The following is a 14,835-nucleotide window of genomic DNA, read 5'->3' as shown; positions in this document are numbered from 1 at the left end:
ACAAGAGGCAGTGGCGCGTCAGAGCGTTTCGATCGTATGGTGCATATTCGTGTAGATGCACAGCTCGCCGGCGATCTCCAGCGATTTCTTGACGATGTCCGCCGCGTCCAGCTCGGTATTGGCCAGCAGCGCCTTGGCGGCCGAGTGCGCATAGGCGCCGCCCGAGCCGATGGCGACGATGCCCTGCTCCGGCTCGAGCACGTCGCCATTGCCGGTGATGATCAGCGAGGCACTCCTGTCGGCCACCGCCAGCATGGCCTCGAGGCGGCGCAGCACGCGGTCGGTGCGCCAGTCCTTGGTCAGCTCGATGGCGGCGCGCGTCAGGTGGCCCTGGTGCTTCTCGAGCTTGGCCTCGAAGCGCTCGAACAGCGTGAAGGCATCGGCCGTGGCGCCGGCAAAGCCGGCCAGCACCGTGCCGTGGTAGAGGCGGCGCACCTTGCGCGCCGTGCCCTTGACCACGATGTTGCCCAGGGTGACCTGGCCGTCGCCGCCGATGGCGACCTGGATGCCGTCCGCCGTCTGGCGGCGGACGCTGAGAATGGTGGTGCCGTGATACTGTTCCATAGCGCTGCCAGTTGGGGGCGGATGCGAGGATTGCAAGCCGCGGCCGCACCTGGCCGGCCGCGCCTGGCCGGCCGCACCTGGCCGGCCGCACCTGGCCGGCCGCACCTGGCCGGCCGCACCTGGCCGGCCACACCCTCAGTCGGTGCGCGGCACCAGCTGCGCATGGTCGCCGACACCGACCATGGCCAGGAACACCGCGACGAGCTGGTGCAGGCGCTCGAAGCGCAGCGCCACGCCGCGCGCCTGCAGCCGCGCTGCCCAGTTGAGCAGCGAGCCCGCGGCCGCGAAATCCAGGCGCACCAGCTCGGCGCAATCCACCACCAGCGGTTGCCCGGGCCGCGAGCGGCCCTCGAGCTCCGCCAGCCAGCGCGTGGCATCGCCGTCGATGCAGCCGGCCAGGCCGGTGCCTGCGGGCAGCGCCGGGGCATCGTCGGATGCAGTTTCCTCCAGCCCCTCGCGGTAGCTGCTGCGCGCCGGCACCCAGCGCGGCGGCGAAACCTCGTAGGTGACGCAATAGTCGAGCGCTACCAGTTCGAAGCTGTCGTGCTCGTCCATCAGGCGCAGCGCCGCCATGCGCAGCCGCCAGCCGGCCTCGGGCGCCTCGCGCTCGCCCGACGGGGTCAGCGCCTGCAGGCATTGCGCCAGCACCGGCGTGTCGATGAATACCAGCAGCCCGGGCGCCTGCGCCCATTCGGCGAACACCTGCTCGAGCGGCGCCACGGCATCGGCCTCGATGTGCTCCAGGGCGCTCCAGAACAGGGTCCAGGGCGCGGGCGCAGCCGCCTTGGCCTGCTGCAGCGCCGCCACCGCCTGGCGCGTCAGCACCCGCGGCGCGTTCCAGCGCCAGTCCTGCGCGCCGGAGGGCTCGGCCCCGGCCGCGTGGGGCGCGGCGGAGTCGCCAGCCCAATGGTTCTGTGCGGACAGGGCAAACCACAGCGGCGCCGAGCGCCCGAAACGCGTGGCGAAGTCGATCGCCAACCCCTCGAAGCGCTCGGCCAGCCCGGCCGCGCGGTACAGGTCGAACAGGGCCAGCCAGACGGGATACTGCCGCGCGGGGTACGCGGCGCGCTGCGCCAGCAGCGCCTGCAGCAGAACCTCGGCACCCGCGGCATCGCCATTGGCAAACGCGATGGCGGCCTCCTCGAAATCCGGGTCATGCACGAAGGTGCCTGAAGACAAGGGCTGCGCGGATGCGGCCCAGGCCGGGGGATCGAATGCCAGGGTGCTGGCAAAGCCCGTCTGCGCAGCGTTCGCTCCATGCGCCTGCGCCAGCGCGGCGCCAGTGTCGGCATTCCAGTCCAGCGGCGCGGTCGGTGCAAAGCCGGGCGCTGGCGGCGCGGGCGCGGCAGCCGCAACGTGGACCGAATCGGGCTGCGGAAAGCTGGACAGCAGATACATCGGCATGGTCGAGGCATCGGCGGGCTGCTTCCTGCGCCACCACTGCTGCGACATCTGCTCCTCGATGGCATCGATCTTCTGCAGCGTCACCGCGCGCGCATCGGGCGGGGTCAGGCTGCTTGGCATGCTGGTCGGCTGGCTGGAGGACTCAGCCTGCGCCTGGGCGCCCGCCGCCGCCTTCTGGCGCAGCCGGCGCAGCTGCTCGAACTCGCGCTGGCGCACCAGGTCGTTGCGCCGTTTGCGCTCGAGCGTCTGGCGCAGCACCTGCCGGTCGGCGGTGCCCAGGGGATCGTCTTGCGCCTCGGCTTCGGACCAATGCACGACGGGATGGCGCACAAAGCGCGCCACCCTGGAAAAAAGGCCACCGGGCTTGCTGTCATCCGTACTCATAGATGGTCAGCGTAGCGCAAGTGGCCTTGGGACGAAGCGAATCCTTTTAATCGCCGAACATTTTCTGCTTGAGTTCGCGGCGCTGCTGGGCTTCCAGCGACAGCGTCGCCGTGGGACGCGCCAGCAGGCGGCCTACGCCGATGGGCTCGCCGGTCTCGTCGCAGTAGCCGTAGTCGCCGGCGTCGATGCGGGCGATCGACTGCTCGATCTTCTTGAGCAGCTTGCGCTCGCGGTCGCGCGTGCGCAGTTCCAGCGCATGCTCTTCCTCGATGGTCGCACGGTCGGCGGGATCGGGCACGACCACGGTGTCCTCGCGCAGGTTTTCCGCGGTCTCGCCGGCGTTGTTGTGCATGTCCTGTTTGAGCAGCACAAGCTTGTGGCGGAAAAACGCCATCTGCTTGTCGTTCATGTACTCTTCCTCGGGCATGGCCAGGACTTCTGCGTCAAGCAGCTCTTCGGCGGGTTTGGTCTTCCAGTTGTTGGCCAATTGAGGATCTTTCTTTGCAGCAGTCAGGGATGGTGCTTGCATGGTAGTGGGCATGGTGTTGATGTAACTGGTTTTGGCAGCGTCAAAAGCCGCTGCCGGTGCCATGGAGGGAACGGTCAATTGGGTCAGACGTGCGGAAGGACGGACGCTGCGCGCGGGACCGGAAGAAGGTGCGGCGGCTGCAGGCGCCAGCGGAGGCGGCGCGGCATGGGCTCCAGGCGCCTTGGCAGTCTGGATGGCGGTCTTGGCAGTTGCTTTCGCGGCAGCCTTCTTGGCGGCTGCGGGCTTGGTCACTGCTTTCACTTTGCGGGTCTCGGCATTCACTTCCTGTCTCCTCTCGGTGCGACCGGCCCCTGGCTGGGGAGCAAGCCCAGTGGGGCTTTGCCTTCCGGGTTCTCTTTAGGGGCGCGATTGTATCGACCGCAGCCGGAGTCCAACAGAACGTTGTGTGGAACCTACATACGGGTAAACCAATGAATGCTGTCATTTGAGCCCAAATCCCATCAAAAATTGGCATTTCCCAACAACATCATTGAGCCACGCTGCAAAGCCGACGCAGCTTATAGCTGCCGTCCTACTTTCGAGCTTCCCACCCGAAGTCAGGTGACAAGCTCGACGCGCTCACACCAGGCACTGGTCGAGACCGGAGCGCAGGATGTCCTGCGGCAGGTCGATGCCGATGAAAACCATCTTGCTCTCGCGCTTCTCGGCGCCATCCCAGGCCGGGCCGAGGTCGCTGCCCATCAGCTGGTGCACGCCCTGGAAGATCACCTTGCGCTCGGTTCCCTGCATGTTGAGCACGCCCTTGTAGCGCAGCATCTTCGGGCCGTAGATATTGACGATGGCACCGAGGAAGTCCTCGAGCTTGGCCGGATCGAAGGCACGGTCCGCCCGGTAGACGAAGCTTTTCACGTCGTCATCGTGGTGATGGTGGTGCGGATGGTTGCAGGCTTCGCCGGGCGCATGGTCGTGCCCGGCGTGGGAGTCGTGCTCGCAATGGCCGTGGTCGTGGTCGCAGCCGTCGTGCGCATGGCCGTGGTCGTGCCCATGGTCGTGGCCGTGGTCGCCCTCTTCCTTGAGGAAGTCCGGATCGATGTCGAGCTTGGCATTGAGATTGAAGCCGCGCAGGTCCAGCACCTGGGCCAGGGGCACCGCGCCGAAGTGCACGGCCTGGATCGGCGCGCGCGGGTTCATGTGCTTGAGGCGGTGGATCAGCGCCTGTTGTGCCTCGGCGCTGACCAGATCGGTCTTGGACAGGAAGATCTGGTCGGCAAAGCCCACCTGGCGGCGCGCTTCCTGGCGCGTGTCGAGCTGCTGATCGGCATGCTTGGCATCGACCAGCGTGACGATCGAGTCGATCAGGTAGGTCTCGGCCACCTCGTCATCCATGAAGAAGGTCTGCGCCACCGGGCCAGGGTCGGCCACGCCCGTGGTCTCGATGATGATGCGGTCGAACACCACCAGGCCCTTGCGGCGCTTGGCGGCCAGCAGCTGCAGCGTCTCGCGCAGGTCCTCGCGGATGGTGCAGCAGATGCAGCCATTGCTCATCTGCACTATCTGCTCCTTGGACTCCGTCTTGAGGATGTCGGAGTCGATGTTTTCCTCACCGAACTCGTTTTCAATCACGGCAATCTTCTGGCCATGGGCCTCGCTCAGCACACGCTTGAGCAGCGTAGTCTTGCCGGAGCCCAGGAAGCCCGTGAGGATGGTGACAGGAATGAGAGACATGGAATCGCCTAGAAAGTGGGTGCGCGCCGGGCAGGCACCTGCGGCTCGGGAAGCCGCCGGCCCTGGATGAAAAAGGTGATATGGGGAGTCCAGCGGTTATTTCAAGAGGCCGTGGCGCAGCCGTTCAGCGCTTTCTGCGCGCGCGGGGGTGGGCGTTCTCGTAGGCTTGCGCGAGGTGCTGGAAGTCGAGGCGCGTATAGATCTGCGTGGTGGAGATGCTGGCATGGCCCAGCAGTTCCTGCACCGCGCGCAGGTCGCCGCTGGACTGCAGCAGATGGCTGGCAAAAGAGTGGCGCAGCACATGCGGATGCACCGAGCTCGTCAGCCCTGCCTGGCGCGCGCGCTCGCGCAGGCGCAGCCAGACCGACTGGGTGGTGAGGCGCGCGCCGCGCCGGCCGATGAACAGCGCCGGCTCCACCGTCTGCGCCTGGGCAAAAGCCTGCGGCCGCAGCTCGAGCCAGGCCTGAAGCGCCCGCAGCGCCGCGCTTCCCACGGGAACGATGCGCCGCTTGCTGCCCTTGCCCAGCACATGCGCCTCGCCGGCCGCCAAGTCGATCCAGCCGCGCGCCAGGCGTTCGGTATCGGGGCCGGGTGCGATATCCAGGCCTACAAGCTCGGCGACACGCAGGCCGCTGCCATAGAGGAGTTCAGCCATAGCCGCGTCGCGAGACTCTATCCAGGGATCGGCTTCTTCATCCTTGTGATTCACCAGTTGCAGCGCATCCTCCACCGCCAGCGCCTTGGGCAGCGGCTTGGGCGCGCGCGGCGCACGGACTCCGTCCACGGGGTTCAGCGGCACCAGCGCCTGCTTTGCGGCCCAATCGAAGAAGCCGCGCCAGCCCGAAAGTATCAATGCAATGCCGCGCGGGCTGCGCCCGGCGCTGTGCATCTGCGCGACAAAGCGGCGGATATGCGGGGCCTGCAGCGCCAGCAGTCCGATTCCGGCCGACTGCGCGAACGCCACCAGCTTGTGCAGATCCAGCGTGTAGAGCGTGTGCGTGCGCGCGGCCAGGCGCTTTTCCACGCGCACATGCTCGAGATAGGCCAGCGCCTCGGGCGGCAGCACGCCAGCCACAGGCTCCCGCGTCGCTGGCGCCGCGCGGCCCATGCTCAGACCGAAGCCAGCGTGCGCGGAGCCGGGCGCAGGCGCGCCAGCGCCGCGCTGGCCTGCTCGGCAATGCGCATCAGGAATTCGGTGCCCATGGTGGCGTCGAAGCGCAGCGGGTCGGGCGAGCCCAGCACCAGCATGCCGAATGCCGGCGAAGGCATGGCCAGAGCGCCTGGGCGCAACGGCAGCAGCGCCAGCGACTGCACGCCATCGGGCTTGGCGAGCCAGTTGGTCGGCTCGAAACCCAGGTTGGGGCCGCAGAAGGGCAGCGTCAGCGAGGAGGCAAAGGCCTTCACGTCGCTGCTCACGCCCATGGTGTAGAGCGCGCCGGAGAACGGCGGCGCCACGTCCCAGACGCGGATCGCGGCCTCGGGCACGTCGAATATCCGGCGCAGACCTTCGGTGATCGCATGCGGCAGCTCGCGCGCCTCGACGCAGGACGCGAGATCGCAGCTCCAGCGGTGGATCTTCTGCGCGATGGTCGCGTTCTCGCTGCTGTTGCGCATCATCTCCATGATGCGCTGCTCCAGGCCCTTGATCTTCTCGCGCAGCATCTCGGCCTGGCGCTCCTGCAGGCTCACCGCACGGTGGCCGTGGACGCTGGTCAGGCGCACGCCGGTCAGCACTTCGGCATGGCGTTCAAAGAACTCGGGGACCTCGGTCAGGTAGGAGGCGATGCTGTCTTCGCTGGTGGACAATGCGTGGACGCTGCTGGTGTCGTTCATGGTGCTTCGGGAAGTTCGATCTGGCCGTCAAAAACAAAGGTCGCGGGGCCGGTCATGAAGACGCTGTCGCCCTCGCCACCGGCCCAGGCAATCTGCAGCAGTCCGCCGCGCGTGTGGACCCGCACCTGGGTGTCGAGCAGGCCCTGGTGGATGCCTGCGACCACCGCGGCGCAGGCGCCCGTGCCGCAGGCCAGCGTCTCGCCCGTGCCGCGCTCGTAGACGCGCAGCCGCACCTCGCTGCGGCTCACGCGCTGCAGGAAGCCGACATTGACACGCTGGGGAAAGCGCGCATGCCGCTCGATCTGCGGGCCCACCGCCGCCACGGGCGCGGTATCCGCCTCGTCGACCAGCAGCACGGCATGCGGGTTGCCCATGGACACCGGCATGATCCACTGGGCCGCGCCGTCGGACAGGGGCAGCTGCCAGGTCTGCGCCCGGCCCACGGCACGGGATTGCAGGCCGGCAGCATCGAACGGAACCTGTTCCGGCCGCAGCTCGGGGCGGCCCATGTCCACGCGCACCTGGCCCTCGCCGACGATCTCGGGCGCAATGACGCCGGACAGGGTCTTGACGCGGATCACCTTCTTGGTGGTCAGGCCGCGGTCGTGCACATAGCGCGCGAAGCAGCGCGCGCCATTGCCGCACTGCTCCACCTCGCCGCCATCGGCATTGTGGATGGCATATTCGAAGTCGATGCCTTCGGCGGGCGCGGGGCGCACGCTGAGGATCTGGTCGGCGCCGACGCCGAAGTGGCGGTCGGCGAGAAAACGGTATTGGGCCGGCGACAGGCCGCGCTGGCCCTGCGTTTCATCGAGCACGACGAAGTCGTTGCCCGCGCCCTGCATCTTGGTGAAGCGGATTTGCATGGACGCAGATTATCCGCCACTCGCGCGCCGCTGCCATGACAGGGCCTGACACCGACGGGAAATGCCCGTTCGTCCGCAGGCCGCCTCCAGAGGCAGCCCGGGACCAACGGGCATTTCCATCGACATGCCGGCCCCAGGCCGGCAGGCGATCACATGTTGATCTTGTGGATGCGTGCACCTTGCAGCGACACACCGGCTTCCAGGCCGGCATTGGTCATCACGAAGCTCGACACGGGAGCCTGTGCGGTCTGCGTATCGATCATGCCGTTGGCACCGACGCGGCCGACGGCCACGGTGGCGTCGACGCCAGCCGACCAGCCATTGCCGTTGACGAATTTGTCCAGCGCGTCCTGGGTGTTGAACACATAGATCACGGCCTTGGACTGGCCGCCGGCCTGCCAGCCGATCGAGGCGGCAGTGGTGCTGTAGTAGCCGAGGGTGCGCGAGCCCGAGCGCAGTGCGCCGCGGCCGTGCTCGGCGCCGACCACGAAGCTGCCGCCGACCACCGTCGGGAACACCAGCACGGCCTTGGAGCGTGCCACCAGCTCGCGCGAGCCGGGAACGGTGGAATACAGGCGCGACAGCGTGGCGTCGACCTGCGCATCGACCGAGTTGCTCGTGGCGCGGGGCGCGGTCTTCACGTCGGAGGGAGTGGTCGTGGTGCAACCGACCATGGCCAGGCCGCCCACGGCGACAGCGGCAGCAATCAGCAGAGAGCGAGCGTTTTGGGTCTTCATGAATATTCCTCCTGATGTTGATGGCGCTTGCGCACGGCGAGATGGCGCAGCAAGCGTTTTCTGGGACCGGATTGACGGCCTGAAGCGATCCTAGAGGGGTTCAATGGCTTTGTTTCACTGCAGATGCAGCTCGGCCTGCACGCCTACACGGACCGGGGAAATCGGCTTGCAGCGCGGTAGGCGGTGAACCTTCGCTCACCACATGCCCTCAATTGGCGCGCACGCAACAGTCTTGTGCGCCATCTTGTGGCACAACTGCGGGCAGCCATCCACCTGTTGAGGAAACCCATGAATTTCTGGTCCCACCTGCACCATCCCCGCGCCGCCATCACGCTGCTGCGCATCACGCTGGCACTGCTGCTGCTGTTCCACGGCTGGGCCAAGATCACGCAGGGCATCGGCGGCATCGAGAAGATGGTGGCCAGCCATGGCCTGCCCTCGTGGCTGGCCTATGGGGTCTACCTCGGGGAGGTGGTGGCGCCGCTGCTGCTGCTGATCGGCGTATGGGTCGTGCCGGCGGCGCTGATTGTGGCCGGCAACATGCTGGTCGCACTGCTGCTGGTGCATACCGGGCAGTTCCTGTCGATCGGCAATACCGGCGGCTGGGCCCTGGAGCTGCAGGCGTTCTTCATCGTCACCGCCCTGGCCGTCGCGCTGGGCTACACCAAAGGCAAATAGGAAGCCGCGATGCAACGCCCCAGCCAGCTCCTGCGCCCGCAGCGCTCTCCCGTGGAACCCCGTCCTGCAGCCACCGTGCTGCTGCTGCGCGACCAGGGCGCGGGCGGCGGCATCGAAGTGCTCATGACGCGCCGCTCGCCCCATGCCAGCTTCCTGCCGGGCGCCTATGTGTTTCCGGGCGGCAGCGTCGATGCGCTCGACGCGCTGTCGCACGGCGCCGCCGCGCGCCGCCCGACGCAAGGCGACGCGCACCTGACCCAGGCCATTGCCGCGATCCGCGAGAGCTTCGAGGAGCTGGGCGTGCTGCTGGCGCGCCATGCCGACGGGCGCATGGCCGATGCCGCGGACATCGCGGCGCTGGACCGCGACGCGCCCTTCGTCGCCCAGTGCACGGCGCGCGGGCTGACGCTGGCGGCCGACGAGCTGCACGCGCTGGCGCACTGGACCGGCGACCGCACGATGCCCAAGCGCTTCGCCACGCAGTTCCTGGTCGCGCGCATGCCTGCGGGCCAGACCCCCGTGGCCGACGAGCGCGAGCAGTTCGAGCCGCAGTGGATCACGCCGGCCGAGGCGCTGCAGCGCCACGCGCAGGGCGTGTTCCCGATCATCTTCCCGACCATGAAGACGCTGGAGAAGCTCGCGCGTTTCGAGTCCGTCGACGCGCTGTTCGCGGCACTGGCGCACGAGGAGGTGCTGTGGGAATGCTGCCCGCGCACCGGCCTGATCGGCGGCAAGGAACGGCGCCACATGGAGGACGAGGCGGCCTACGGCGAGCTGGAGATGGTCAGCCCCGACGGCCAGGTGTTCCATCCACTGGACTGGCAGAGCGCGCAGCCGGTACAGCTGCGGCGCAACGTGCTGCGGCTCACGGCGCCCAATGCCGGCATGATGACCGGGCCCGGCACCAACAGCTACCTCGTGGGCGAGCCGCTGACCGGCTATATCGCCATCGATCCCGGGCCGAGCGATCCGGAGCACGTGCGGCGCCTGTTCGATGCCGCGGGCGGCGATATCCGGCACATCGTCTGCACCCACTCCCATGCCGACCACTCGCCCGGCGCCGCGCTGCTGCAGGCGCTGCAGGTGCAAGACGGGCGCGCGCCCGCCGCCGTGCGCGGCCTGCCCTCGGCGCCAACGGCGCGCGCCGCCAGCCGCTTCCTGCCCGACCAGCCGCTGGTGGACGGCGAGCGCCTGGCGCTGGCCGGCACCGGCGCCGAAGGCCCCGTCAGCCACACGCTGCAGGCGGTGTTCACACCCGGCCATGCGGCCAACCACATGTGCTTCCTGCTCGAGGAGGATGCGCTGCTGTTCAGCGGCGACCATATCCTCAACGGCAGCACCACCGTGATCGATCCGCCCGACGGCAACATGGCCGACTATCTCGATTCGCTGGCAAAGCTCGATGCGCTGTGCGCGCAGCATGGCGTCGAGTTCATCCTGCCCGCGCACGGCTATGTGCTGGGCCGGGCGCGCCAGGTGATTGCCCGGCTTCAGGCGCACCGGCTGGCGCGCGAGGCCAAGGTGGCGCGCGCGATGCAGGCCGCGCCCGACGGCACGCCCGAGGACTGGGTGCGCCTGGCCTACTCCGATGCCCCGCCCGCGCTCTGGCCGGTGGCGCAGAGATCCCTACTGGCCCATGTGGAACGCATTCGTGCCTTAGGCTTGAGGGATGTCTCAAACTGAATCCGTCCGCCTGTCCAAGCGACTGGCGGAACAACAAAACTGCTCGCGCCGCGAAGCCGAGCTGTATATCGAAGCCGGCCATGTGCAGGTCGACGGCCAGGTCGTGCTGGTGCCCGGCACCCACATCGGCATCGGCCAGCAGGTGCGCCTGGCCCCCGGCGCCAAGCCCGAGCCCGTGCCCCCCGTCACGCTGCTGCTGCACAAGCCCGCGGGCTACACCCAGGGCGACGCCTACGGCCGCGTGCCCAGCGCGCGCAGCCTGCTGACCGAGAAGAACCTCGCCGCATACGACGCGCCCGCCCCGGTGCGCGTGCTCGAACACCACTTTGCCGGCCAACTGGCGTACCTGCCGATCCCGGTGCCGGGCAGCGGCCTGGTGATCTACACCCAGGACCCGCGCATCGCGCGCAAGCTCGAGGAAGACGCCTATGCGCTGGAGCAGGAAATCGTCGTCGGGGTCAAGGGAAAGATTGCCGAGGGCGGCCTGCAGCGCCTGTGCCACGGCCTGATCGCCGACCGCCAGCCGCTGCCGCCGGCAAAGGTGAGCTGGCAGAACGAAGACCACCTGCGCTTTGCGATCAAGGGCTTCTGGCCCGACAAAATCGAGGCGATGTGCGCGGCGGTGGGGCTGCAGGTGGTGAGCTTGCGGAGGCTGCGGGTGGGGCGCGTTTCGATGGCGAAGCTGCCGCAGGGGCAGTGGAGGTATTTGCTGCCTTGGGAGAAGTTCTGAGGGGTTGCCACTTGCTGACCAACGTTGCGCTATGAATGGCCCGTCTTTTCCTGAAGGACAGGCCCGTTGCCCTTCGACAGGCTCAGGGCGAACGGTCCCTGGTGGCATAGCGTGGTTCTGTACCAAAGCTAGGACGCACAACAAAAACCGTTCGTCCTGAGCCTGTCGAAGGATGCACGTCCTGTCCTCAAGAAAGAAAAAAGCGCCTGGCATCGTCACCGACACCAGGCGCTTGCGCATGAATCTAGGGCGCACAACAAAAACCGTTCGTCCTGAGCCTGTCGAAGGATGGACATCCTGTCCTCAAGAAAGAAAAAAGCGCCTGGCATCGTCACCGACACCAGGCGCTTGCGCATGAAAAGTGTGAAGTCCACCGATAAGCCGGATTCTGTGCACCGCCGATTTCCTTGCGAAAACCGGCCGCGTGACCGCCATTAATCTGGGCTGGTGGTCGCCCAACCAGCTCGATGCTACCTACCCGCACACTCCGGGGGCCCCGTCAACGTGTGCCTACTTGGTATTGCTGCGCGTAGAGATTGCCCGTTTCACCCGCACTCAAGCGGCTCGTCTCTGTTGCTCTGATCCTCACCTCGCGGTGGACAGCCGTTAGCTGCTACGCTGCCCTATGCAGTCCGGACGTTCCTCCAGTGCGGCCTTTCGGCTCCAGCACCAGCGGCGGTCTGGTGGACTTCACGGCGCCGATTATCGCCCAGGCGCAATGCCCCGCGCCCGCACCCCGGCGCCGGAGCATAAGAATATGGCCGGAGCGCAGATCAACTGCGCCAGAATGTGCGTTCCACCGCAATCGCCGAAGGAGATTCCATGAAAGTCGACAGCATCCTGCAAACCATCGGAAACACCCCCCATGTGCGCATGAGCCGCCTGTTTGGCGCCAGCGCCCAGGTGTGGATCAAGTCCGAACGCAGCAACCCCGGCGGCTCGATCAAGGACCGCATTGCGCTGTCGATGATCGAAGACGCCGAGAAGACCGGCCGCCTGCAGCCCGGCGGCACGATCATCGAGCCCACCAGCGGCAACACCGGCGTCGGTCTGGCGCTGGTCGCGGCAGTCAAGGGCTACAAGCTGGTGCTGGTCATGCCCGAAAGCATGTCCATAGAGCGCCGCCGCCTGATGCTGGCCTATGGCGCGAGCTTCGACCTCACCCCGAAGGAAAAGGGCATGAAGGGCGCGATCGCGCGCGCCGAGGAGCTGGCCGCGCAGACGCCCGGCGCCTGGATTCCGCAGCAGTTCGAGAACCCGGCCAACGTCGCGGTGCACGAGCGCACGACGGCGCAGGAGATCCTCGACGATTTCCCCGAGGGCCTGGACGTGCTGATCACCGGCGTCGGCACCGGCGGCCACCTCACCGGCGTGGCGCGCCAGCTCAAGGCGAAGTTCCCGGATCTCAAGGTGTTTGCCGTCGAGCCCGCGGCCTCGCCCGTGATCTCGGGCGGCGCGCCCGCTCCGCACCCGATCCAGGGCATCGGCGCGGGCTTCATCCCGAAGAACCTCGACACCAGCCTGCTCGACGGCGTGATCCAGGTCGAGGCCGAACCGGCGCGCGAATACGCGCGCCGCGCGGCACGCGAGGAGGGCCTGCTGGTCGGCATCTCCTCGGGCGCGACGCTGGCGGCCATTGCCCAGAAGCTGCCGGAGCTGCCCGCGGGCGCTCGCGTGCTGGGCTTCTCCTATGACACCGGCGAACGTTACCTCTCCGTCGACGGTTTCCTCCCGACCTGATCGCCGGCCTGCGCGCCCCGGCCAAGGCACCGCCACTGCGGTGCCTTTTCATTTCCGCGTGACCAACACCTGCGCACGGCAGGGAATAGCCGGCAAGCTCACCCCCAATGCGGTCCTGGGCCTAATATCAGGCGTCAACGAAGGACTGATCTTGTTTGGATTTTTCGAAAAACGCGTTCCCCCCTACCCCGCGGCCGAGCCGCAGCCGCTGCCGCAGGGCTTCCTGGCATTCGTCTGGGCCTGCACCCAGGGCCTGCGCGGCTATGTGCTGTCGATGGCATTGCTTGCCGGCGTCACGGCGGCCTACGAGGCCTGGCTGTTCGCGGTCATGGGGCATGTGGTCGACTGGCTGACCCGCGTCGAGCCGGCGCAGCTGCTCACCGAATACCGTGGCCCGCTGATGGGGCTGGCGGCCATCATGCTGCTGAGCATCGGGCTGGTGGCGCTGCAGACCATGGTCAAGCACCAGGTGCTGGCCATCAACTTCCCGCTGCGGCTGCGCTGGAACTTCCACCGGCTGATGCTGGGCCAGAGCATGGCGTTCTATGCCGATGAATTCGCCGGCCGCATCACCACCAAGATCATGCAGACCGCGCTGGCCGTGCGCGACATGATCTTCACCACCACCGATGTGGTGGTTGGCATGACGGTCTACCTGGTGACGATGATGGCGCTGGCCGCCAGCTTCGACGGCTGGCTGCTGGTGCCGCTGGTGGTCTGGACCGCGGCCTATGTCGCCGCCTGCTGCTACTTCGTGCCGCGTCTGGGCGCGGTGGGCAAGGCCCAGGCCGATGCGCGCTCGCAGATGACCGGGCGCATCACCGACGCCTATACCAACATCGCCACCGTCAAGCTGTTTGCCCACACCCGCCGCGAAGCCGAATTCGCGCGCTCGGCGATGGAGGCCTTCCGCCTCACCGGCAATGCGCAGATGCGGCTGGTGAGCCAGTTCGAGATCGTCAACCACACGCTGGTCGTCTTACTGATCCTGGGCAGCAGCGGGCTGGCGCTGTGGCTCTGGTCGCAGGGCCAGATCGGCGCGGGCGCGGTGGCGGCCGTCACCGCCATGTCGCTGCGCATCTCGGGCCATGCGCAATGGGTGATGTGGGAGATGACCAGCCTGTTCGAGAGCGTGGGCACGATCCAGGACGGCATCAACACCCTGACCCACCCGCCCACGGTGCGCGACGCGCCCCGGGCGCTGCCGCTGCGGGTCACGCGCGGCGAGGTGGTGTTCGAGGATGTGGCCTTCGGCTACCGCGACGGCAGGGCCGTCATGGAGCATCTGAACCTGACGATCCGCCCCGGCGAGCGCATCGGCCTGATCGGCCGCTCGGGCGCGGGCAAGTCGACGCTGGTCAACCTGCTGCTGCGCTTCCACGACCTGCGCGCCGGCCGCATCCTGATCGACGGCCAGGACATCTCCCAGGTCACGCAGGACAGCCTGCGCCAGGCGATCGGCATGGTCACGCAGGACACCTCGCTGCTGCACCGCTCGATGCGCGACAACATCCTCTATGGCCGGCCCGACGCCAGCGAGGAGGAGCTGCAGGCGGCGATCGCGCGCGCCGAAGCCGCCGATTTCATTGCCCAGCTCAACGACCGCCACGGCAACCAGGGGCTCGATGCCCAGGTCGGCGAGCGCGGCGTCAAGCTCTCGGGCGGCCAGCGCCAGCGCGTGGCGATCGCGCGCGTCATGCTCAAGAACGCGCCGCTGCTGCTGTTGGACGAAGCCACCAGCGCGCTGGATTCGGAAGTCGAGGCCGCGATTCAGCAGAGCCTCTACAAGGTGATGGAAGGCAAGACCGTCATCGCCATCGCGCACCGCCTGTCGACCATTGCCGCCATGGACCGGCTGATCGTCATGGACAAGGGCCGCATCGTCGAGGAAGGCACGCACCAGCAGCTGCTGCAGCTCGGCGGCGTCTACGCGCGGCTGTGGGCGCACCAGAGCGGCGGCTTCCTGGGCGAGCCCATGGATGGCCCGCTCTGAAAGAAGCC

Annotated in this window: 13 protein-coding genes and 1 other RNA gene; 5 read left to right on the top strand and 9 right to left on the bottom strand. The window is 67.7% G+C overall.

What is annotated here, in order from left to right; translation table 11 throughout:
• Positions 1 to 18: 18 nt before the first annotated feature.
• The 8 genes from hslV to M9799_RS10585 form a co-directional block, all read right to left on the bottom strand.
• Positions 19 to 564, bottom strand: a complete 546-nt coding sequence (hslV, locus tag M9799_RS10620; RefSeq protein ID WP_231041651.1) for an ATP-dependent protease subunit HslV — start codon at positions 562 to 564, stop codon at positions 19 to 21.
• Positions 565 to 699: 135 nt separating this feature from the next.
• Complete coding sequence (locus M9799_RS10615; RefSeq protein ID WP_231041650.1) at positions 700 to 2,352, bottom strand: STAS domain-containing protein; 1,653 nt, start codon at positions 2,350 to 2,352, stop codon at positions 700 to 702.
• Positions 2,353 to 2,398: 46 nt separating this feature from the next.
• Entirely contained in the window at positions 2,399 to 3,163 is a 765-nt protein-coding gene (gene dksA, locus M9799_RS10610) for an RNA polymerase-binding protein DksA (protein ID WP_422688381.1), read from the bottom strand.
• 297 nt (positions 3,164 to 3,460) lie between these two features.
• Positions 3,461 to 4,567: a CobW family GTP-binding protein gene (locus M9799_RS10605; protein WP_231041648.1), complete on the bottom strand. Its 1,107-nt coding sequence runs from the start codon at positions 4,565 to 4,567 to the stop codon at positions 3,461 to 3,463.
• Positions 4,568 to 4,691: 124 nt separating this feature from the next.
• Positions 4,692 to 5,675 (bottom strand): tyrosine recombinase XerC, encoded by a 984-nt coding sequence (locus M9799_RS10600; protein ID WP_231041647.1) that lies wholly within the window; start codon positions 5,673 to 5,675, stop codon positions 4,692 to 4,694.
• Between the two features lie 2 nt (positions 5,676 to 5,677).
• On the bottom strand, positions 5,678 to 6,400 hold the full coding sequence (locus M9799_RS10595; RefSeq protein ID WP_231041646.1) for a DUF484 family protein: 723 nt from the start codon (positions 6,398 to 6,400) through the stop codon (positions 5,678 to 5,680).
• Positions 6,397 to 7,266, bottom strand: coding sequence for a diaminopimelate epimerase (gene dapF / locus M9799_RS10590; RefSeq protein ID WP_231041645.1), 870 nt, complete (start codon positions 7,264 to 7,266; stop codon positions 6,397 to 6,399). The genes M9799_RS10595 and dapF overlap by 4 nt, the downstream gene beginning before the upstream one ends.
• A 149-nt stretch (positions 7,267 to 7,415) precedes the next feature.
• Positions 7,416 to 8,003, bottom strand: coding sequence for a BPSL1445 family SYLF domain-containing lipoprotein (locus tag M9799_RS10585; protein ID WP_231041644.1), 588 nt, complete (start codon positions 8,001 to 8,003; stop codon positions 7,416 to 7,418).
• 288 nt (positions 8,004 to 8,291) lie between these two features.
• On the opposite strand from M9799_RS10585, the gene M9799_RS10580 reads away from it, so the two are divergent.
• From M9799_RS10580 to M9799_RS10570, 3 genes are read left to right on the top strand one after another with little or no spacing between them, the layout of a single operon-like run.
• Positions 8,292 to 8,681: a DoxX family protein gene (locus M9799_RS10580; protein WP_231041643.1), complete on the top strand. Its 390-nt coding sequence runs from the start codon at positions 8,292 to 8,294 to the stop codon at positions 8,679 to 8,681.
• A gap of 9 nt (positions 8,682 to 8,690) precedes the next feature.
• Positions 8,691 to 10,364, top strand: a complete 1,674-nt coding sequence (locus M9799_RS10575) for an MBL fold metallo-hydrolase (RefSeq protein WP_231041642.1) — start codon at positions 8,691 to 8,693, stop codon at positions 10,362 to 10,364.
• Positions 10,351 to 11,094, top strand: a complete 744-nt coding sequence (locus tag M9799_RS10570; RefSeq protein WP_231041641.1) for an RNA pseudouridine synthase — start codon at positions 10,351 to 10,353, stop codon at positions 11,092 to 11,094. Before M9799_RS10575 ends, M9799_RS10570 begins: the two co-directional genes overlap by 14 nt.
• 361 nt (positions 11,095 to 11,455) lie before the next feature.
• On the opposite strand, the gene rnpB is transcribed toward M9799_RS10570, so the two are convergent.
• An RNA gene (rnpB, locus tag M9799_RS10565) (RNase P RNA component class A) lies at positions 11,456 to 11,786 on the bottom strand.
• A gap of 130 nt (positions 11,787 to 11,916) precedes the next feature.
• Between rnpB and cysK the strand changes: the two genes are divergently transcribed.
• Both cysK and M9799_RS10555 read left to right on the top strand, forming a co-directional pair.
• A complete protein-coding gene (gene cysK / locus M9799_RS10560) occupies positions 11,917 to 12,834 on the top strand; it encodes a cysteine synthase A (RefSeq protein ID WP_231041640.1) in 918 nt (305 codons plus the stop codon).
• Positions 12,835 to 12,985: 151 nt separating this feature from the next.
• On the top strand, positions 12,986 to 14,827 hold the full coding sequence (locus M9799_RS10555; RefSeq protein WP_231041639.1) for an ABC transporter ATP-binding protein: 1,842 nt from the start codon (positions 12,986 to 12,988) through the stop codon (positions 14,825 to 14,827).
• Positions 14,828 to 14,835: the final 8 nt, after the last annotated feature.

The sequence above is a fragment of the Comamonas endophytica genome (genome assembly GCF_023634805.2).
In the GTDB taxonomy this organism is placed as follows: domain Bacteria; phylum Pseudomonadota; class Gammaproteobacteria; order Burkholderiales; family Burkholderiaceae_C; genus Comamonas; species Comamonas endophytica.
Note: the sequence above shows the minus strand (reverse complement) of the source record. Positions and strands in the feature narration are given on the sequence as shown.

What these genes read in the sequence shown, in the direction of transcription:
- hslV (WP_231041651.1), bottom strand. Translation starts at nt 564, where the DNA reads ATGGAACAGTATCACGGCACCACCATTCTCAGCGTCCGCCGCCAGACG.
- M9799_RS10615 (WP_231041650.1), bottom strand. Translation starts at nt 2,352, where the DNA reads ATGAGTACGGATGACAGCAAGCCCGGTGGCCTTTTTTCCAGGGTGGCG.
- M9799_RS10605 (WP_231041648.1), bottom strand. Translation starts at nt 4,567, where the DNA reads ATGTCTCTCATTCCTGTCACCATCCTCACGGGCTTCCTGGGCTCCGGC.
- M9799_RS10600 (WP_231041647.1), bottom strand. Translation starts at nt 5,675, where the DNA reads ATGGGCCGCGCGGCGCCAGCGACGCGGGAGCCTGTGGCTGGCGTGCTG.
- M9799_RS10595 (WP_231041646.1), bottom strand. Translation starts at nt 6,400, where the DNA reads ATGAACGACACCAGCAGCGTCCACGCATTGTCCACCAGCGAAGACAGC.
- dapF (WP_231041645.1), bottom strand. Translation starts at nt 7,266, where the DNA reads ATGCAAATCCGCTTCACCAAGATGCAGGGCGCGGGCAACGACTTCGTC.
- M9799_RS10585 (WP_231041644.1), bottom strand. Translation starts at nt 8,003, where the DNA reads ATGAAGACCCAAAACGCTCGCTCTCTGCTGATTGCTGCCGCTGTCGCC.
- M9799_RS10580 (WP_231041643.1), top strand. Translation starts at nt 8,292, where the DNA reads ATGAATTTCTGGTCCCACCTGCACCATCCCCGCGCCGCCATCACGCTG.
- M9799_RS10575 (WP_231041642.1), top strand. Translation starts at nt 8,691, where the DNA reads ATGCAACGCCCCAGCCAGCTCCTGCGCCCGCAGCGCTCTCCCGTGGAA.
- M9799_RS10570 (WP_231041641.1), top strand. Translation starts at nt 10,351, where the DNA reads ATGTCTCAAACTGAATCCGTCCGCCTGTCCAAGCGACTGGCGGAACAA.
- cysK (WP_231041640.1), top strand. Translation starts at nt 11,917, where the DNA reads ATGAAAGTCGACAGCATCCTGCAAACCATCGGAAACACCCCCCATGTG.